The sequence below is a fragment of the Rheinheimera sp. UJ51 genome (genome assembly GCF_020819615.1).
In the GTDB taxonomy this organism is placed as follows: Bacteria; Pseudomonadota; Gammaproteobacteria; order Enterobacterales; family Alteromonadaceae; genus Alishewanella; species Alishewanella maricola.
This window is the reverse complement of the sequence record NZ_JAJHOG010000011.1, coordinates 82,322-102,298: the sequence shown is the minus strand read 5'-3', so window position 1 is coordinate 102,298 and position 19,977 is coordinate 82,322. Positions and strand designations below refer to the sequence as shown.

General features: G+C 47.4%; 20 protein-coding genes. 6 read left to right on the top strand and 14 right to left on the bottom strand.

Translation table 11 applies throughout. From position 1 onward, the window contains the following. Positions 1-7 precede the first annotated feature (7 nt). The 5 genes from LMJ53_RS13585 to LMJ53_RS13565 all read right to left on the bottom strand — a co-directional run bounded on the left by LMJ53_RS13585 (position 8) and on the right by LMJ53_RS13565 (position 4,099). Positions 8-844 (bottom strand): hypothetical protein, encoded by an 837-nt coding sequence (locus tag LMJ53_RS13585; RefSeq protein ID WP_229587457.1) that lies wholly within the window; start codon positions 842-844, stop codon positions 8-10. Continuing rightward, positions 813-1,742: a bifunctional GNAT family N-acetyltransferase/thioesterase gene (locus LMJ53_RS13580; RefSeq protein ID WP_229587456.1), complete on the bottom strand. Its 930-nt coding sequence runs from the start codon at positions 1,740-1,742 to the stop codon at positions 813-815. The genes LMJ53_RS13585 and LMJ53_RS13580 overlap by 32 nt, the downstream gene beginning before the upstream one ends. Before the next feature lie 4 nt (positions 1,743-1,746). Then, complete coding sequence (gene dtd, locus LMJ53_RS13575) at positions 1,747-2,187, bottom strand: D-aminoacyl-tRNA deacylase (protein ID WP_229587454.1); 441 nt, start codon at positions 2,185-2,187, stop codon at positions 1,747-1,749. Further along, positions 2,184-3,098, bottom strand: coding sequence for a virulence factor BrkB family protein (locus LMJ53_RS13570; RefSeq protein WP_229587452.1), 915 nt, complete (start codon positions 3,096-3,098; stop codon positions 2,184-2,186). The genes dtd and LMJ53_RS13570 overlap by 4 nt, the downstream gene beginning before the upstream one ends. 143 nt (positions 3,099-3,241) lie before the next feature. Beyond that, positions 3,242-4,099 (bottom strand): DMT family transporter, encoded by an 858-nt coding sequence (locus LMJ53_RS13565; protein WP_229587450.1) that lies wholly within the window; start codon positions 4,097-4,099, stop codon positions 3,242-3,244. 130 nt (positions 4,100-4,229) lie between these two features. Between LMJ53_RS13565 and LMJ53_RS13560 the strand changes: the two genes are divergently transcribed. Together LMJ53_RS13560 and LMJ53_RS13555 are read left to right on the top strand one after the other, a co-directional pair. Next, positions 4,230-4,925, top strand: coding sequence for a pirin family protein (locus tag LMJ53_RS13560; protein ID WP_229587448.1), 696 nt, complete (start codon positions 4,230-4,232; stop codon positions 4,923-4,925). 18 nt (positions 4,926-4,943) lie between these two features. After that, positions 4,944-5,678, top strand: coding sequence for a sulfite exporter TauE/SafE family protein (locus LMJ53_RS13555; RefSeq protein WP_229587446.1), 735 nt, complete (start codon positions 4,944-4,946; stop codon positions 5,676-5,678). A 68-nt stretch (positions 5,679-5,746) separates the two neighbouring features. Here the strand turns inward: LMJ53_RS13555 and LMJ53_RS13550 are convergent, their stop codons facing one another. From LMJ53_RS13550 to LMJ53_RS13525, 6 genes are all read right to left on the bottom strand, one after another. Continuing rightward, positions 5,747-7,117 (bottom strand): GAF domain-containing sensor histidine kinase, encoded by a 1,371-nt coding sequence (locus LMJ53_RS13550; protein WP_229587444.1) that lies wholly within the window; start codon positions 7,115-7,117, stop codon positions 5,747-5,749. Between the two features lie 87 nt (positions 7,118-7,204). Then, on the bottom strand, positions 7,205-7,624 hold the full coding sequence (locus tag LMJ53_RS13545) for a hypothetical protein (protein ID WP_229587442.1): 420 nt from the start codon (positions 7,622-7,624) through the stop codon (positions 7,205-7,207). Beyond that, positions 7,621-10,119 (bottom strand): tetratricopeptide repeat protein, encoded by a 2,499-nt coding sequence (locus tag LMJ53_RS13540; RefSeq protein WP_229587435.1) that lies wholly within the window; start codon positions 10,117-10,119, stop codon positions 7,621-7,623. The genes LMJ53_RS13545 and LMJ53_RS13540 overlap by 4 nt, the downstream gene beginning before the upstream one ends. 76 nt (positions 10,120-10,195) lie before the next feature. After that, complete coding sequence (locus LMJ53_RS13535) at positions 10,196-10,414, bottom strand: TIGR02450 family Trp-rich protein (RefSeq protein ID WP_229587433.1); 219 nt, start codon at positions 10,412-10,414, stop codon at positions 10,196-10,198. Positions 10,415-10,455: 41 nt separating this feature from the next. Continuing rightward, positions 10,456-10,779 (bottom strand): hypothetical protein, encoded by a 324-nt coding sequence (locus LMJ53_RS13530; RefSeq protein WP_229587431.1) that lies wholly within the window; start codon positions 10,777-10,779, stop codon positions 10,456-10,458. Between the two features lie 67 nt (positions 10,780-10,846). Further along, complete coding sequence (locus LMJ53_RS13525; protein WP_229587422.1) at positions 10,847-11,833, bottom strand: alpha/beta fold hydrolase; 987 nt, start codon at positions 11,831-11,833, stop codon at positions 10,847-10,849. A 269-nt stretch (positions 11,834-12,102) separates the two neighbouring features. On the opposite strand from LMJ53_RS13525, the gene LMJ53_RS13520 reads away from it, so the two are divergent. The 3 genes from LMJ53_RS13520 to LMJ53_RS13510 all read left to right on the top strand — a co-directional run bounded on the left by LMJ53_RS13520 (position 12,103) and on the right by LMJ53_RS13510 (position 14,083). Further along, positions 12,103-12,351 carry a DUF3297 family protein gene (locus LMJ53_RS13520; protein WP_229587420.1) on the top strand — a complete coding sequence of 83 codons (249 nt, stop codon included), beginning with the start codon at positions 12,103-12,105 and terminating at the stop codon, positions 12,349-12,351. A gap of 203 nt (positions 12,352-12,554) precedes the next feature. Beyond that, complete coding sequence (gene folM / locus LMJ53_RS13515) at positions 12,555-13,337, top strand: dihydromonapterin reductase (RefSeq protein WP_229587418.1); 783 nt, start codon at positions 12,555-12,557, stop codon at positions 13,335-13,337. 110 nt (positions 13,338-13,447) lie between these two features. Continuing rightward, positions 13,448-14,083 carry a GNAT family N-acetyltransferase gene (locus LMJ53_RS13510; RefSeq protein ID WP_229587402.1) on the top strand — a complete coding sequence of 212 codons (636 nt, stop codon included), beginning with the start codon at positions 13,448-13,450 and terminating at the stop codon, positions 14,081-14,083. Between the two features lie 287 nt (positions 14,084-14,370). On the opposite strand, the gene LMJ53_RS13505 is transcribed toward LMJ53_RS13510, so the two are convergent. Beyond that, on the bottom strand, positions 14,371-15,525 hold the full coding sequence (locus LMJ53_RS13505) for an iron-containing alcohol dehydrogenase (RefSeq protein WP_229587400.1): 1,155 nt from the start codon (positions 15,523-15,525) through the stop codon (positions 14,371-14,373). 52 nt (positions 15,526-15,577) lie between these two features. Beyond that, a complete protein-coding gene (locus LMJ53_RS13500) occupies positions 15,578-16,417 on the bottom strand; it encodes a type 1 glutamine amidotransferase domain-containing protein (RefSeq protein ID WP_229587398.1) in 840 nt (279 codons plus the stop codon). A 134-nt stretch (positions 16,418-16,551) separates the two neighbouring features. On the opposite strand from LMJ53_RS13500, the gene LMJ53_RS13495 reads away from it, so the two are divergent. Then, complete coding sequence (locus tag LMJ53_RS13495) at positions 16,552-17,466, top strand: LysR family transcriptional regulator (protein WP_229587396.1); 915 nt, start codon at positions 16,552-16,554, stop codon at positions 17,464-17,466. A 46-nt stretch (positions 17,467-17,512) separates the two neighbouring features. Here the strand turns inward: LMJ53_RS13495 and LMJ53_RS13490 are convergent, their stop codons facing one another. Continuing rightward, positions 17,513-19,900 carry a zinc-dependent metalloprotease gene (locus tag LMJ53_RS13490; protein WP_229587394.1) on the bottom strand — a complete coding sequence of 796 codons (2,388 nt, stop codon included), beginning with the start codon at positions 19,898-19,900 and terminating at the stop codon, positions 17,513-17,515. Between the last annotated feature and the right edge of the window lie 77 nt (positions 19,901-19,977).

Below are 19,977 nucleotides of genomic sequence, written 5' to 3'. Positions count from 1 at the left end.
AGGCTTACTAACAATCGGCCAGCGCATCACGCGCATCACGATAGCGATAACGAAAAGGCGTATCTCGCTCTATTGCTAGGCTCTCAACTTTGCGCCATGGCGCTGCCGTTTCAGTATCAAAAGCACTGTCTGGCAGCCCAAGAGCAGCTGTTGCCGCATGATAAAATGCCTGCTTGCTCACCAGAGCGGGCGAGCTTAAGTTATAACAAGGCTGGCTTAAAGGCCAAACGGGCAGCAGAGCTAAAACAGCCTGCACCACCTCAGCACTGTGCAGCATATTCACCGGTTGCTGCGCATCAGCAAGCCGTTTACCTTGGGTAAAACGTGCCGGATGACGCCCTGGCCCCATTAGGCCGCCTAAACGCAACGTCAGCCAATTACCTTGCTGTTGTAAAGCCTGTTCCCCCTCGGCCAGCAACACCGCTCGAGGCTGAGTTTCAGACAGCGTGGTCTGTTCATTAAGATGACCATCGACTCCCTGATACACACCTGTAGAACTAAAGTGGATGCCCCCTCTAAAACCGGCTTGTTGGCAAAGCATGGCTAGCTGCTGCAGCGCACTGACATAGCCCGAAGGCGAGGCTCGACCCGGTGCAATACTGCAAATCACCCACGCATCCGCCAGCATTGCCAATAACCTGTCGCTCTCAAGTAGTGGTTGATTTAAAGCCAGCGTGAAACCTTGGATAGGCTCAGGTAATGCTGCCGCACTGGCACTCGATTGACGACTACCGAATACTTGATAACCGGCATGCACTAAAGGCCTCGCCAATTGCTGCCCTAGCCAACCACAACCAATAATGACGACCTTGTTAGTCATCGCTTTGCGATGGTAATACGGCATATAAACCTACAAACTGCGCACAATGCTGCTCATCGGCGAAAATATCTACGGTGATCTGCTGGCGTACTCTGCGACCACTGGCTAAGGTACTGAGATCGCCCCGCACATCGACTAAATGACAACGCGCAGTGGGGGTCGAACGCACCGGTTGTAAATAACGAATATTGCCTTCGGCTAACACCTGCGCGCCGGCTAAGCCTAAACTTTGCAACTGAAGATACAACATGCCCCAGCCGGTTAAGGTTGCTAAGGTATAAATACTGCCAGCAAACATGGTCTGATGCAGATTAATATTCGGTGCCAATGGCGCCTGACATTGCAAACTAAAACCATCAAAAGAGGTGATCTGCAATTGCATAAACTGGCTTAACGGAATAGTGCTGTGCCATGTCTGTTGCAAATCTGCACACCACTGGCGGAACTCGCTGTCAGTGCCGGCTAGCGTCAGCGTTTTACTCATGCGTTGATGTACAATGCCAAACATGCTGGGGGCCGAGCCCAACACCTGATATTGCTGGCGTAAGTAAAAAGGTAAGGCGCTATCGCGAGCGTTTAGCAGCAGCTTTTTATACCCTTGGCTTATCGCATAATGCTCCAAGCCTTGTAACACTGTGGCACCTGCGCCCTGGCCTTGCCATTCAGAAGCCACCGCCATATAACGCACTTGTGCCGTTTCGGCATCGACTTGATGTAACCGCCCCACCGCAATTAACTCGCCGGCTGCGTTAGTGAGCATCAGATGGTAAGCGTCTTGCTCTAATTCGTCGCGCTCACTACCTAAAGCTTGTAACCATGGCGCCCGTAAAATTTGCCAACGTAATTGGTAATAGGCTTGCCAGTCGGCGGCGCTCTCTGGGCTGCGCAATTGCCAGCGCTGATTCAGTAAATTCGCGTTCATCGATTTAACGACTCTCCAATAAAAAAGTTACCGGCCCATCATTGACCAAGCTCACCTGCATATTCGCGCCAAAACGCCCTGTCGCCACCTTAAGGCCAAGCGTTTGGCAAGCCTGGCAAAAAGCCTGATAATGCTGCTCTGCCAGTTGCGGGCTGCCTGCTGGGGTAAAACTCGGTCTTAAACCCGAACGTGTATCCGCCGCTAGCGTAAATTGCGAAACAACCAGCAAGGCTCCGCCGGCCTGTTGCACGTTCAAATTCATTTTGCCTTGATCATCGCTAAACACTCGATAACGACAGACTTTTTCGGCCAACTTTTGCACATCAGCAGCACTATCTGTCGCCTCTACGCCAAGCAGCACCAATAAACCTTGCTCAATAGCACCCACTGTTGTGTGTTCAATCTCAACCTTGGCCGAACTCACGCGTTGAATTAATGCCTTCATGTTAAGCGCTCGGTATCAATAGTGGTGGGAGGTGCTTCATCCTGATCGGGGACCGCACAATCATCGCCTTCTTCACACACCCCCTCTTCACGTTGTTGCAATAACGCCGTTAATTCTGCACCAAGCAATACCACCATCCACGATAAATGCACCCAAACGAACAAAATAGGTAATAAGGCTAAAGCACCATAAATCGTTTGATAGGTTGGAAAGTGCGTCACATAAATAGCAAAGCCGCGCTTCGATAATTCAAATAATACGGTGGCCAATAACGCCCCGAGTAGGGCATGTTTAAGCCGCACTTTGATATTCGGCACCACCAAATACAAGATAAAGAAGGCGATTAACGACATGGCGTAAGGCACTAAGCCAAGGACGATGGTCGAAAAACCAGGTGTGTAATCATCGGCAAAACTGCTCAGTCGGACCACGTAGGAGGTCATACCGATCGACAAGCCGACTAAAATGGGGCCTAGCGTTAAAATCATCCAATAAATAGAAAACGAAATGATTAATCGTGGCCGTTTCGTCACGCGCCAAATTTTATTCAGGGTTTTATCGATGTTGTGGATCAACAATAACGCCACACAGACTAAAGCCAAAATACCGATAGCGGTCATACTGCCGGTGTTGCCAATAAATTTCGTGAGATAGGTTTGAATTTCTTCGCCGCGAGAAGGGATCACATTCGCGTAAATAAACTGCTCTAAGTTCGTGCGAAACTGCGCAAACATCGGAAAGGCGCTGAGCATAGAAAACATCACGGTGACCATGGGCACCAAAGACAATAATGAGATATAAGCCAAATAGCCGCCCATCACAGACAACTGATCCTGCTTACAACGCTGGGCATAGGCTCGAACAAAATCTATCGTTTGCCGCCAACCATTTTGCCAATTTACAGATCGCATATCGATTCCTTTTTTGCTGGCATGGCAACTACTTAGCTTGGCCAATACCCTGTTACAGCATACCGTAAATCCAGCAAGCTCACCAGTTTGCCCGAGCAAGCTTTACACGCGAACGTGCCGCAAAAGGCGGTTACTTTAGCGGATTAAGCGCGATTTTTACTCAATAAGACCAAGCCTAAACCACAGAGTACGACAGCCGCAGCGGACACTAAACGTAGCGTTAATGGCTCATTTAACAACACTATACCCAGTATGGCAGCCAAAACAGGGACTGCCAATTGTACCGATGCAGCTTGTAACGCTGATAAGGCTGGCAATACCCGATACCAAATGTAGTAACCTAAACCAGAAGTAATAGCGCCACTGATCAGCGCCAGCAGCACACCATAGGGATCCCATTGCAGGTTCGGCCAAAATAGCACACTCAGCACCAATGCCAGTGGACTCGCCCTTAGAAAATTGCCCGCAGTGTTTGCCGCAGCATCACCCGCGCGCTGGCCCAGTAAAGAATACAATCCCCATGCGGCACCCGCACATAACATGAAGAAGGCTGACAGGGGTTCTGGCGCACTGGCGCCTGGCAGCAATAACCAGATAATCCCTGCCAGGGCCAAGCCTGCGCCAGCCCATTGCCAACCGCTAACCTGAGTTAATTGTTTTACACCCAACGCTAGCATGGTTAATTGCACGGCGCCAAATAACAATAACGCCCCGGTGGCGGTATCCAACTGTACATAAGCAAAAGAAAATAACGCCGCATAGGCAAATAAGTAGCCCGCACCGAGCCAACTGCCCGCAGGCTGCCGTACCGGTCGACGCACTCTTAACAACACGTATAACAGCAGTGCCGCAGATAGGATCCGCACTAAGGTAAAACTCGTCGCATCAATACTAGTATGACTAAATGCAGCTCGATTCAATAAGCTATTCCCCGCAAAAGCCAGCAACGCTAAAACCGTTAACCACAACACCCGCAAAGTAAGCATATTCGCTGTTACCATCTAATTAACCGTAAGATTCATCATATTTATTACAATTTATTTGTTTAAGGCCGCCGCTTAAACTAGCAACATAACGATGTAAGGCCAACGTAAACCACAGGGCCCTGCAACCTGATTAGCGGAGATTAACATGTTAGAGATTATTCGTTCAGCAGAGCGCGGACAAGCACAATTTGGCTGGCTAACCAGCAAACATAGCTTTTCATTTGGTCATTACTATAACCCTAAACAAATGGGGTTTTCAGCCTTACGCGTGATCAACGATGACAGGGTGATCGCAGGGGCAGGCTTTAGTACGCATGGTCATCGCAATATGGAAATCATCAGCTATGTGCTCGACGGTCATATCGCGCATAAAGATTCTGCGGGTAATGAAAAAATTTTACCGGCCGGCGAGTTCCAACTGATGAGTGCGGGCAAAGGCATTCAACACAGCGAATATAATGCCAGTAAAACCGCGCCATTAACGTTTTTGCAGATTTGGATTGAACCCAACCAACAAGAGGGTGAACCACGCTATCAACAAAAAGACTTTGGCCAAGCACTTGGTTTAACATGGGTGATTACGCCAGATGGCCGCAATGGTACTTTGCAAATACGACAAGACGCCCAGGTGGCACAGCTTCGTTTAACCGAACGTGACGCATTTGAGTTGCCAGTTGTTGCTGGCAGAGCGTATTATCTGCACCTGATCAGTGGCACAGTGTCGCTGGCAGAGCAAACGCTTGCCGCCGGTGATGGTATCAAGCTTGCCGCGATCGCGTCACTTCAAGGCAACGTGTTACAAGGACCTGTCAATGCCATTTGGTTTGATCTACCGGCTTAAGCTCGGTATCGCAACGCTATGCTAATCGAACAATGGGCAGTGTTGATCATTGCCGTGTTACTGATTGGCATCTCCAAAGCCGCCTTTGCAGGTAGCCTTGGCTTACTGGCTTTACCGCTGCTATTACTGAGCTTTGAAGCCCCAACAGCACTCTCTCTACTCTTACCGTTATTAATTGCCGCTGACGCCTTAACCTTGCATCAATACTGGCGGCAATGGAGTCTGGTTGACTTAAAACGGCTGTTACCGGCTGCGCTAGGCGGTATCTTGGTCGGCGCCTTGTTACTTGGCAAATTGAATACGGCTTTTCTACAAGGCTTAGTGGGGGCCGCCAGTGTGCTATTTGCGCTAAATTACTTTTTACAACGGGGTAAAACGGCAACCTGGTTAGCCAATAGCTTAGGAGGGGGTATTTTAGGCTTTATCGCCGGGCTGAGCTCAACGTTATTGCATGCCGGTGGACCGCCAATAAAAATTTACTTACTGGCGCGACAGCTGCCTTACACAACATACCTGGGCACGGCAGCGGTATTTTTTGCCTTAACCAATTGGCTAAAAGTACCGGCGTATATTTGGCAAGGTCAATTAACCCTGCAACACCTCTATCAAGTGTTACCGCTGTTACCTTTGAGCTTTATCGCAATAAAACTGGGGGTTTATTTAAAAAAACGCCTGCCTGAACGCATTATTATTCCGCTGATCTACAGCTTGCTATTCTTGGCAGGCGCGCGCTTATTGTGGACTTTGCCTTAAACGCAACTGCAAGCCGCTTTCACAGCTCTTTAGCCAGAACATTGCGGCGTGGGGTGGCCAACCGCACTTTAATGCAAATTAGGAATGGTCAGGCTAAAACGACAGCCTTGAGCAGGCTCAGAGTGCAGGCTTAACTCACCTTTTAAGTGCTGTTTAACAATATTATAGACAATCGATAAACCTAAACCCGTGCCACCTCGTCCACGCTTAGTGGTAAAAAAAGGGTCAAAGATTTTTTGTTGATGGCTGCGCGGAATGCCGCAACCATTATCACTGACCACTATGCACAGCTGTTGATCAGCAGATACCCGACTACTAATGTTAACTAACGCGGGCTGCGTCGCTTGTTCGAACGCATGTAAGCAAGCATTCGTGACTAAATTGGTGATGACTTGCGCTAAGGCACCCGGAAAAGTGTTTAAAGACAAGCCGCTACTCAGCTGTAACTGTAACTCAACCTGATGTTGGTGACAAAATGGTTGCAATGTACTACTCAGCGCAGAGATATAATCGTCAATGTCGATCGCGTGCAATTCAAAATGCGCTTGATCTAAGGCCGTTTGTTTAAATTGTTGAATCAGCCCAGCTGCACGCTCTAAGTTGCGCTCTACGATATTGCACGATTGCAATAAATCGGTCACGGCACTTTTTAAAGATTGCTTGGTGATGCCACCGGTTTCAACGGTACGCTGTACTTTTTCCAACACATACTGGCTATGGCTATTCGCCGTAAGCCCAACGCCAATCGGTGTATTAATTTCGTGCGCTACGCCCACCACCAAACTACCCAATGATGCCATTTTCTCTGATTCAATCAGATGATGCTGAGTTTGTTTTAACTGATCTAATGCCGCTTGTAAGTGCTGTGTGCGCTCTTGCACTTGGCTTTCTAAACGGGCATTCGTTTTTTCTAGTTGAACCTGATAACGATGACGCTGGGCCGCGGCGACAATACGGCCATACAAGTCTGACAAGGCCCCCACAAAGGCCGCATCGCTATCCGACCACAAACGTGGCTGCTGTGTTTGTTCACAACAAATAATGCCAATCACCTCGCCTTTGTAGCGTAGCGGCACATCTAACAGCGAATAGATGTTGCAAGGCTCAAGATAAACCAAGTTAAATTCACAGGTAGCCGGATCGCTGCGCGCATGTGGCGCAGTGATCACGCGCTTTTTATCAAGTTCGGCAAAATAACTGGGGTAGTCTATGCGGTTTAATGTGGGCAGATCGTGAGTGCTTATGCCGTGTTGCGTGCACAACAACTTACACGCTATGGCACTGTTCTCATCGTTATACAGCCAAATACTGGCCCGCGATACCTTGATACCCTGCAAACACGTTTGCAACAACAAGCTTTCGGCTTGCGAGCGATGATCGCTATCTAACAGCGGATCCATCGACAGCGCTAATAACAATCCTTCAAGTGCATTGTTCAATATCGCCTCCCAGAATATGACATTAGGCAATAGTACAATTTGCTGCAGCAACGCGGCTGCAGCATAAATCACTATAATGAAAACAGCTTACTTAATAATGATCCTAGGGTCAAAGTCTTCACAGCCTGCGACTTTGACACCGTAATCGTAATGCTGCACAGCGTCATTTTTGATGCGACATTTTAATTTACCCTGAGTATTCGACTCTAATTTACAATTTGGTTTAAAGGGGGAATCTTCATAAAAATAAATTTGATAGTCTTTTATGTCGGCACTTTGCCATTCAATTTGCTTATCAGGTTTAATGCAAACACAGTTGGCGATACCTTCACATTGACCACGCTGACCATTATTTTCTTTACAATTATCTTCACCGACAGGTTCAATGCCGACAATACAGTAACCGCCTGCAACTGGCGTCGCTTCAATTTGTAACACCTGATCTTTATCCGCCGCAAACAACGAGTAGCTGCCGGTTAAAATCATGAACATCAGTAAGGTTTTCATCTATATATTCCTTCATGTTGATTAATCGATACTGCATTTCCAGAACGGCGAGAGGAGATCTCATGGGGAATTTTTGGATCAGCTGCCACCAAAGAGGCCGGATAACCGAAGTCGATAGCTTGCTGTAAATACGTTATGCCTTGTAAAGCACGCTGGCAGGTAAAGTTGGCGATGGCTAAATCATAAAACACGTAAAAGTCAGTCAGGTTATTCGCTAGTAATTGCTGTTCAGTATCAAGGGCTTGCTCACATTGCTGTAGCTCTGCTTGTAATCGGCTAATTTGCGATAATAGCGGCTGAGCTTGAGCATTGATCACCAAATTACCCTGCGCTAAGCTAAGCGCCCGCTGATACAGATCCAACGCTTCTTGTTGCCGTTCCGCCTGCACATCAAGCACATCGGCTAGATTAGTCCAAATGGTGTAATCCGCTGGGCTCACGGCTAACGCTTGTCGATAGAGCTGCTCGGCTTGCAGATAATCGCCCGCAAAATATAACGCCGTGCCAAGGTTAGAAAACGATAACGAGACAGGCGATAACTCCACCACTTGCTGCCAAACTGTTATCGCCTGCTGAAACTGCCCGCTTAAAAACCATGCCGCCGCAAGGCTATTTAGCACATCGGTACTGCCTGGTTTTAAGCGCGACGCTTGCTCAAAACGACGCGCAGCGGCAGCAAAATTGGCATTGTCATATAAGAACCGGCCGTAATGCATATAGTTTTGCCAATATCCGGGCTCTAATTCGATGGCTTGATTAAACAGCAACTCCGCTTCTTGTGACTGCTCTTTAGCACTTAACACTCTGGCCTTACCGGTAATAGCATCAACCCAGCGGCTATTAACGGCAAGTGCTTGCTCATATTGCGCGATAGCTTCTGGGTATTGACCACGCAACCGGTACAGCTCGCCTAAAGCAGAATACACTTCTGCTTGGTTCACCGCTAAACCCGCGGCATGTTGGCAAGCGGTATTGGCTAAATCGAATTCTTCGATATGTCGAGTCAGGGCATATTTATCTAAATGCACCTTACACAAACTGGCTGAAGCCAATGCAAAATCAGCATCTTCCTTTAAGGCCTGTAATAACAGCTGTTCAGCCGTATCTAAACTGGCCAAATCATCATATTTTTTCAGCTGTTGCTGAGCTTGCATGTAGGCATCAAACGCTTTGAAGTTATTGGTTATTTGATAATCACGCCCGGTTAAACTCACGGACACTTGCGGCATCACTAATACCAACGCATTTTGCACCTGTCGATGTAAATCGCGTTGTAATGTCGGTAAGGCTTGCTCTGGCTGAGCTAAACGTGTCGACCAGCGCTGCATACCAGTGGCGGTTTCAACCAACGAAATCGCCAGCTGAAACTGTTCATCCACAATGTGCATACGCCCCTCTAGCACATACTCCACCCGCAATTGTTCCGCTAGTTGTTGATAGCTCAGATCCGTACTGATATTTTGCATTGCCCGATCGGCCAGTACCGGAAATTGATTCAGCTGCGTTAAGGAATACACTAACTCATCACGGATCCCCGACAGCAGATAATCGGCTAATTTGCTGCCATGCTGCAGCTGAAACGGCAAAATGGCTAAGGAGTTTGCGATAGGCGCCAGAGCCACGGTTTGCTGCACAATAGCCGGGGCTTGCTGCACATCATCATCAATGGCCAACTTTATTGAGCGACCTAACAACCACACCGCCGTAAACGACAGCAACAAAAAACCTAAATCGACGGCTAATTGCCGCCGCCAAAACTGCCGTTGCTGTGGATTATTCGACAAAGCCATCCGTCTTTTGCGCTCGCGTAAGTCACCTACCCAGGTAATCAACAACACCACCGGAAAACCTACCAGCAAGACCAGTAAAGTCAGCTTCATGCCTGTCGCCGAGATATTCATAAGCGGAAAGGTGATGGCCATAACCTGAATAAATAACCAAACACTGACTAGAAACGCCACGCTTACACTAAACAGCCGACTGCCGCGAAATAGTGACATCAACCACGACCAATGCCGATTCACCACGACGGTTTGGCTTCGCCGCTCTATCAGTGGTGGCGCATTGGCTGCGCTGGGAGTAGGATGAGATTGCAGTGGCGTAAGCAAGCGATACCCACGCCGAGGTAGGGTTTGAATAAACACCGGGCATTCTTTATGATCCCCTAATACATGCCGGATCTCACTAATCGCATGGGTTAAATTTGCCTTAGGTGCATCGGCATCAGCCCAAACTGCTAACAATATTTGTTGTTGCGGTACGATTTCTTCAGCATGCAGCGCTAACTGTAACAACACTTCAAATGCTTTAGCGGATAAATGTCGGTACTCGCCATTGACCACCACAAACCCTTTCTCGGGCAGAACGGTGATATCACTTAAACAAAAACCCGCCTGTAACGTCTGAGCGGTAAGCTCGACATCGGGCGGGTTAGTTGTTATAAATAATTTATCCTGATTATCCACTACCATCACTGTTAACTGAATAAACGACAACTCATGGTCGCTTATTATTTAAACAAGTATGGCAAAGGTTGGCTTAATTACCAGCATGGTCAGCAAATGAAGGCGGCTACTTCCAGTCTTGTTGCCAAATCCGAATGTCTTTTAACTCCTGCCATTGAATAGGCATTGAACGCTTCGACATCACCGCTTCTATCGTGCAAGCAAGCACATTCCCCTCTTCATCAAACTCGACTTCATTAACCATAAAATGCTTTTCTTTGTTTATCGGTTTTATTGCTGTCCATTTGCTCTTAAGTAATTTATTCGGATTAATTTGATTCATCATTCACACCTTAAAGCCGGCTTATTTCAGCCAATGTTGTATTTTTATTTTGCCGATAAGACAGATTGACTTCTGAGTACTTTTGCTAAAAATAGCTCAAACGGTATCCATAGCAGCAAAGCAAAGCCTATTTGAATCAATAATGCTAAAGGATGATCAATAAAAAAGACTGGTTGATACAGCAAGATAATCAAGAGCAATAACGCCAAGTAAATAGCGAGACAGATGCTGGTCAACAACCACGGAAAAGGCTTATAAACTAAGCCGCTTTTACAGTGCGGATAGGCTATCCGTGTAGGGAATGCCGCTTTCATAATGGCTAAAACGCCAATATCCTTGTTGCAAATGGGACAATGTTTACCGTTCAAAAGCAGCGCTCCTTTTGCATATCATCTGGTTTTAATTGCTAAGACTTTAATTAACCATCAAAAAAGCTCAATCGACCTTGTCAGATAGTCGTGTTGCGGTCTGGTTTGCATCAGCCAAAAACTGCTTAAAAACAGTTACCGTACTGCTGGGATCTTCTTCCTGTGGCACATGACCCAACCTATTAAAACGCACCAATTGACTCCCAACAATATCCTGATGAAAGCGATCAGCCATAGCAGGTGGAATAAGACGATCACGGCCTCCCCAAATAATCAGTGTTGGCAACTTCAGATCCTTAATTCGGTTCACTAACGACTCGGTTTGTGTTTGCCGCAAACGCTGACTTAAAGCCTGACGATTACCCGCTCGGGTAGTAAGCTCGAAATAACGATCAATCAGTTCAGCCGTGACTAAGGCAGGATCACCATAAACATTCTTCACGCTACTTTCTATAACGCTACGCGGTAAAACCTGCTCCATCAGTTTGTTTAATAGAGGAATACGGGCAATCGTAAAGCCAATAGGTACAGATTGCGCTTGATTTGGATAACCACTGGCATCAACCAGCACCAGTTTTTTTATACGTTGTGGATACAGCACCGCCGTCGCCCAGGCCACATTACCCCCTAAAGAGTTGCCCACGATCACCACTTGCTCTAGTTGCAACTCATCGAGTAGGGCTATAACAATTCGTGCATAGTTTTCAATACTATAGTTGTTATCAGCTGAAGGGCCAGTTAAACCAAAACCAGGTAAATCAAATCGAATGACACGACGCTGGTCTTTTAACGCATTCACCCAGCCATCCCAAGTGTGCAGCGAAGAACTGGTTCCATGTATCAGTACAATAGGGGTGGGATCGTCGCGAGGGCCCTCATCCCGCAGATGCAGCTGCATGCCAGCCACATCAACAAATTGAGAAGGTGCTTGCGCCCAGCGCACTCGAAGTTGTTCGACGGAACGATCAGGTACACGATGTAATGCCATGTATATCACGATACCGATAACCAGTATCAGACACAAAGCCCCCACTAACCTCATTAAAAGCCGCATACTTATCATCCACCATCAGGCCTTTGCTTAAATCACTATGACAGATTCTTTCATTTACTCGACTTTAATACGAAAAGGATGTTTTTGTAGGCGTCAGTCATGCCGTCAATCATTTAACATCCGTTGTCACAACCATAACACAAACTTTGCGTCCTCTATTTGTATTCCCCACTTTTGGTAATGTGTAAGCTGTTTCTTACCAACACACTTGAGCGAGATCGCCGCTTTGCATACAATGGCGCCCACTTAATTTCAGACAGAGCACTGCTATGAACGATACGACCGCACGCCCAGACTTACCGGACCACCTTTCTGTTAATCCTCGCAGCCGTTTCTATGTTGAAGCTATTTTTGAACACAACATCGGTATTCGATTAAATGGCAAAGAGCGCTTTGATGTGGAAGAATATTGTATCAGCGAAGGTTGGGTAAAAGTGGCGGCTGGCAAGGCATTAGACCGTCGTGGCCAACCCCTATTAATGACCCTAAAAGGCACAGTTGAAGCCTTCTATCGTTAATGATTCACCATCAACTCAGCCGTGCAGCACAAGGTATTTTTTAGGCGGCTTAGATTGATGAAACCGTAGCAGGCGCTTCGCTGCTACGGTTATTCAGCTCACTTCTTCGCACTTCGTCAATTTCGCGGTTTGTTTTAACAGCAAAACCCAACAACACTTTATCGCGTATAAGGCTTTTTTAGCGTTTTCATAGGGTTTTTTATATGCAAAGCAGCACCGTTTCTCAGGCTTCCTCAGATAAAGGCATCATTGTCATTACCGGTGCCGGCCAACGTGTCGGGTTATATTGTGCCAAGGCATTGCTTGAACATGGCTATCAACTGGTGGTGACTTACCGCAAAATGACAACGGGCATCCGTGAGCTGCAACAAGCGGGCGCGCAGTGTATTGCTACCGATTTAAATGACTTAACCAGTATGGCTGCGTTTATTGCAGCACTGGCGCCCTATCCTGCGATCCGAGCGGTGATTCATAATGCTTCGAGCTGGCAAGCAGATCGCCCGCAAGCCGCAACAGCTCAGCCGCAAGATATACTGAGCCAGTTACAGCAGGATGCAGAGGTTTTTGATGCGATGCAGCATATCCATGCGCGTGCCGCCTATTTGTTAAATCGAGCCCTGTTGCCCCAATTACTCGCCAGTACTGATCCTGCCGATATTATTCATTTAACCGACTTTGTTGCCAGTGTCGGTAGCAGCAAACATCAAGCCTATGCTGCCTCTAAGGCCGCATTGGAAAACTTAACGCTATCACTGTCACGTAAGTTAGCGCCTAAGGTGAAAGTGAATTCGATTGCCCCAGCGCTATTGATGTTTAACGAGCACGATGATGCGGCTTATCGCGAAAAAGCACTGAAAAAATCCTTAATGGGCATTGCCCCTGGCCCAGATGAAGTATTACAAAGCGTGTTGTACTTGCTAAATAGCCGCTATATTACCGGTCGTTGCTTAGCGCTGGATGGCGGCCGTCATTTGCAATTACCATAACTTTCGCGGCATAAATACTGCCACACCTCGTATTAAGGCATTGCCACATTTACCTGCTCAGTTAGCTTTGCTAGCATAAGGCACACTTTATTCACTGAAATAATGGTCTTATGTCTAGCAAACTTATCACCACTTGGTATTTACAGTATCAAGGCCCCACCCTGTCACTACCCGACTGGCCAACCGACTGTTTGCTGATGGAAGCCCGTCGACCGAGCCCAGAGCTCAGCCAATTTTTATTTCACGCTGTAGGTACGCCTTGGCACTGGTTTAGCCGCTTAAGCTGGGATTATCAGCAATGGCTGGATCATGTTGCAAATGAAGATGTTCGCACCTGGGTGCTGTATCAAGATGGCAGTATTGCCGGTTTTGTCGAGCTGAACTTACACCCAAGTACACCCAGTGCGGTGGCTGGCTCAACAGAGGCCAAGCAATGCAGTGTCGAATTAAAGTTTTTTGGTTTATTACCCGCATTCACCGGCCAAGGCCTAGGCCCTAAATTAAGCCAAGCCGCTATTGCCTTAGCGCAGCAGTGGTTACAAGCGCAGCAAAATGCAGAAACGCCGAATATCTGGGTGCATACCTGCTCGGACGATCATCCTGCAGCCTTAGCGACTTATCAGCGAGCAGGCTTTGTTGAATATCATCGCGAACAAGAAGCGGCAACGATCCCTGTGGATTATGCAGAAGCGGCGTTATGTCGCCCTTATGTCCACTCGCGCTTGGCGCGATTTCAACAGCCTTAGCGCTTATCAGAAAAAAAGCTACCCGCAAATCGTTGAAAAATTAACCTTTCGTGAGGTAAGCGAGATACTTATAAATAAAAAAACAGCGGCTTAAAAAGCTAATACAAGTCAGTTAAGCATGACCTGTTTGCTCTAAATCAACCGTTGAAGGCCATGGATGGCCGGAATCGAGCCTCAGGGATGATTCATGGCGTGTTGATGTGAGCAAACCGCGTCATGCTAAACACTAAACTGATCGATATTAGGCTTAAACCGCTGTTTTTATTGGGTAAGTTAACTTAGCCGTATCAAAGCGCCAGCGTAAGGATCTGCCGTGCTTTAGCTAAATCGATATCGCCATGCTCGCCTAACGCCGTCATGCCATTACGCTCGAGGTTAGCAACTAATTTATCAATATCCGCTTCGGCTAAGTTGTAATCGCTTAAACGTGTTTTAACACCCATGTTTTCAAAGAAGTCTTGCGTCGCTTTGATGGTTAAATCAATCACTTCATCTTCTGAGCTAGTGTTGATGTTAAATACGCGCCGACCAAACTGCAGCAGCTTTTGACGTTTCTTCTCGCGCTGCACATACATCAGTGTGGGCAACACTACCGCCAAGGTTTGTGCATGATCCAGCCCGAATAACGCCGTTAATTCGTGACCAATCATATGCGTTGCCCAATCTTGCGGCACGCCTTTACCAATTAAACCGTTTAATGCCATAGTCGCCGACCACATCACGTTAGCACGCACATCGTAATCATCGGGTGTGGCTAAGGCTTTTGGCCCTTCGCTAATTAAGGTTTGTAAAATACCCTCGGCAAAACGATCTTGCAGCGGCGCATTTACTGGATAAGTAAGATACTGTTCAATTACATGCACAAAGGCATCCACCACACCATTACTCACCTGCTTGACCGGTAACGACAGCGTATACACCGGATCTAACACTGCAAAGGTTGGCTGCACGAGATCAGAGGCAAAGGCACGTTTTTGCGCAGTGGCTTTGTTGGTAACAACCGAGTTACCGTTACTCTCAGAGCCCGTCGCGGGTAAGGTTAATACGGCACCAATGGGTAAGGCATGTGCAAAGGCCGCGCCTTTGGCCAGAATATCCCACGGCTCACCCTTGAAATGGGCTGCTGCTGCAATAAACTTAGCACCGTCAATCACACTGCCGCCGCCGACAGCTAAAATAAAGTTAATGTTTTTGGCTCGCACTAACTCGACAGCTTGCATTAAGGTTTCTAGGGTCGGGTTGGGTTCAACCCCTGCAAATTCATGAAAATTTACGCCATCTAGTAACGCTATCACGTCATCATAAACGCCGTTGCGTTTAATCGAGCCACCACCATATAAAAACAGCACCTTGGCATCTTGTGGTAAACGACTTTTCGCTTCTTTAATTTGACCTTTACCAAATAAGATTTCTGTTTGATTTTTAAAATTAAAATTTAACATCATTACTCCAAAATAAGGGGAATACTGCTGGCTCGCTGGCCAGCAGTTAACATTACTTAGCGGCTAATTGCTTTAATACTTCGGCAGCAAGGGCTTTATCCGAAAAAGGGTTTTGCCCAGTAATCAGCTCGCGGTCTACCACCACATTCGATGTCCAATCAGCAGCATACTGCATATTGCCACCGGCCTGCTGCATGGCCTGGCCTGGGTAATACTGCAGCTTTTTGCCGTCAAGTGAGCCTTCAAATACCGCTTCTTCACTGTTCGAGAAAATGGTCATCTTGTAGCCGGCATAAATCCAGTCACTGGCTTTAGGGTTAGTTTGCTCAATTAAACCTTGCTGAAAAGCCATTGGGTTTTGTTGGGGTGACAATAACGCTATCGGCCCATGACAAATGGCCGCAGTAGGCTTAGCGTTAGCATTAAAATGCGTGAGTATTTTGCCGACTTCAGGGTTGTTAGCTAAATCAATTAAAGGCGCATGACCACCTGGAATAAACACCGCTTTATACTGCGCTAAACCGCCGTCTAAAATTTCACGCAGCGACAAGGTATCGTCGATGCCAGGGATCGCGGCAATAACCTCTTTGATACGCTGCATTTCAGCAGCACTGCCACCAAAATAGTCGGTGGTGACTGATTTTTGATCGACCACCGGCGCATTACCTTTTGGCGTAGCTAGCACCAACTCATAGCCGGCTTGAATAAAAGCATCAGCCGGTACGCCAAACTCATTTAAGTAATAGCCGGTGCTAATAGTTTTACCCTCTTGCAACTGCATTTCGCTCTCGCTTGATAACAACACCAAGATCTGACCTTTACTGTCTGATGCCATAACGCCTTGGCTAAATACGCTAACGAGTGCTACGGCAACGAAGCTTTGCTTGAACATATTGACTCCTTTGGTTTCACAGGCCGACGTGACCGCCGCTGTGTTTTTAGTGAGTAAAGCTTAAAGGGTTTTACTTGAGGTTAGAACTCAGCTCTTTTACTATCAGCCATCATATTTCTGATGGCTGATAGTAAATGTCGTATTTTGTGCAGTTACGCACCTTTGTTGAAGTGTATCGCTGCGGCACCATTACCAAGGCCGCCGCTAATTTAGGCTTATCACAACCGGCAGCCACTGCGCATATTCAAAGTATCGAATCTTGGGTGGGCTTTGCGTTGTTTGAGCGTAAAGCTCGCGGTGTCGAACCCACGGTAGCGGCCCATGATTTAGCACTGCAAGTGGCACGACACTTTGATGCCGTCGAGCAAAAGCTAGCGTCAGTGCGTAATCGTAATAGTGCCGTTTATGGCACCTTGAACATTGCCGGGCCGGCTGAATATATTAGCTATATTGCCGGTGCACAGTTTGCTAATTTACTGCAAGCGGGTGAAGTGAATTTAGTGGTACATGTGGGTAATAAAGATCGTATTTATCAGTTATTGGCTGAAGGTACCGCGGAATTGGCGATCACCGCTTCTACTCCCGATCCTGCCTTGTATGATTATCAAATTATTGATAGCGAGCGTTTAATTTTAGTGACCAACCGCTTTAATGGCCAGCAATTAGCCCAGCAAACCTTAAGTAGCGAACAGTTAAAACTGTATCCCGTGGTCAGTTACGACGAGACACTGCCATTGATCCGGCCGTATTTTAAAACCGTGTTTAATGACAGCTGTTTGTCACCGATCGCCGCCATTTGCCCCGATATTCGTGCCATAGCTGGCATTATAAAAGCCGGTATTGGTTATAGCGTTTTACCCGATTATTTGTGTAAAGAGGCGATAACAGCAGGGGAGTTGATGCAATTAGGGCCAGAAGGGCCTGAGAATTTTATCTATTTAGTTTGGCGCAAGGGCGCACTAAAACACCCGCGGATCAGCTACGCCAAAGATATCTTGATGGCGTTCGCCAACATTAATAAATATGCCCATCAAAAAGCCAGCAGTTAAGCTAACCGCCGACAATCTGACGATTGCCGGCTTGCTGTTATAACCGTTAAATTGGCGAACCTGGTGGCGCTTGTAAGGTTTTCACCTTATTGAGATCCGCTGCCGCATTACTCACTTGCCCCGCCATTTTCAATAATAACAAATGGTGCGCATCATTACCCAAAGCGAACTTTTCGCTGAGCTCTTGCAGATGAAACAATAACTCTGCGCGCAGTTCTGGCGCTAATTCTGTTGACTTAGCCAGCGCTAATAACTGCTGCAAGTAACTGATTTGCATGCGTCGACTAAGCAAAGGTTGGGTTGCAACCGGTTGCTGAATTTGTTGCCAGGTGGCCGCTAAAACCGCACTGACACTGGGCACCTTGTTATCAAACTGTTGTTGCCACTGCAGCCGAGCTAAACGCTGCTCATCCAATAAAATGGCTAAGCTTTGATTGGCGGCCGCTTCGGCTAAAGATAGCGGGTCAAAAATCAACCCCGTATAACCTTGTGGGCTCTCGCGACTACTGCGATAACCATAGGCTTTAGGGGGAATTAATGCCTGGATCTGCGCACTTAACGCCAATTGTGCTGGCTCTAAGGTTTTCAATAATGCCGCTAAGGCGCGTTGCTGTTCAGCACCCGACAACGGTTGATAATCTGGCGCCACATTCGCCGTTTTAACTTGATAACTATATTGATAACCGCCAAGCCATTTCCCGACGGCTTCAGTTTGGTAGCGATGCGAAAAATACAGCGGCACTAGAATTTCCGCTAAATCAGAATAAGGACGCTCAAACGCCAGGGTCGCGGGGCTAAAATTTGCCAAGCCCTGTTGGCGTACCGCTAAAATACGCTCTAACTCGGTAACTGCATCGGCGCCACCGTCCCATAAACTCGAAAATGCATGTGCTTTGCTAATGCCATTACTGTCGGCATCAGACATAAACACAAAACCGGCATTATTAGACTCTGCAATAAAGGCTAAGCGAGCCGCGTCATCCGCAAAATCACCATAACCGTATTGCACAACCCGTTTATCCCAAGCCCCAATACCCGTGGCATAAGCATCGTTTAAGTTGATGCTTTGCTCAGGCGTTAAAGTAAATTTCGGATGCGGGTAATCCATCACCGAGGCACGGTCTTGGTTACTGGCAGCAAAGTTATGCGCAATGCCTAGCGTGTGGCCAATTTCGTGTGCCGATAATTGCCGAATACGCGCTAACGCCATCTCGGTTAGTTCAGACGCCACGATGTCGGGCTCCGTAAACGGTGACGTCATACCTTGCGCCAACAAATAATCTTGCCGCACCCGCAGCGAACCTAAAGTGACATGCCCTTTAATAATCTCGCCGGTACGTGGATCAATCACACTGCTGCCATAAGACCAACCGCGCGTCGCCCGATGCACCCATTGGATCATGTTATAACGCACATCCATAGCATCAGCGCCTTCAGGCATCATTTTTACCACAAACGCATCTTTGTATCCGGCCGCGGTAAAAGCATCATTCCACCAACGCGCACCATCTAATAGCGCCGAGCGAATCGGCTCTGGTGTACCTGCATCCAAATAATACACAATCGGCTCAACAGCTTCGCTCAGCTTGGCCGTGGGATCTTTTTTCGCTAAACGGTGGCGTGGGATCACACGCTGGGTAATAGGTTGATCAATAGGGGCAGCGTAATCTTCATAGTCGAAAGACCAAAAGCCGCTTTGTGGATGAAAGGTGCGCGGGACAAAACCGGGTTCAGGCAGCGCAACAAAACTGTGATGCACGCGCACACTAATTTGGTAAGGATCAGGCGCCACTTGGCGCACAAAATTACCCGGATTATCGCCAGTAAAGGTTAAGGTCGCTTCAAGCTCAGTATTTCTTGCAAAGCTTTTCGTCCGAGGCCAATACAACGCCGAATGGCTCGGTGTTAGCGTAAAATCGCCTTGCCCGCGCGCCTTCAAAATACGTGCGACGCCATGGCTATCGCTGACCACAAAATCGGTCGCATCGATCAGCACGCTTGTGGCATCACGCACCACTACGCTAAAACTGCCAATAACGGCACTGGCAAAAGCCTCATCGACTGAGCGCTGCTCTAAAGGATTGTTCGATTCGGCACGAAATTGCGTATTGTGCTGGCGTAATAACATTTTGTCGCCAGCATCTTCAAAACTGACCAAGCGTGCGCCTAACTCCATCAATTGCCCGCGATCTAAACCGATATCATTTGAACCTAACCCCTGTGGCAAGCTGGAGTAATAAAGATATTGCTGATCACTCGCCGGCACCTGCAAATAGACCTTACCCGCCTCATTATCACGATAAAGCGTAAACAAACCCGGTTCAGCATCAAGCCGCTGACTATAATCGGCTAAACTCTGCTGCTCAGTGGCTGGCTGACAACCACTGAGCAATAATAAAAAGACCAGCCCACAAGCTGCAAAAAACTTTTCCATCAACGCCATCCTTTCAATCATTCAAGCCTCTACCATAAAGGTTTTTACGCTGTCTTGTATATGATTAAAAAGGAAAA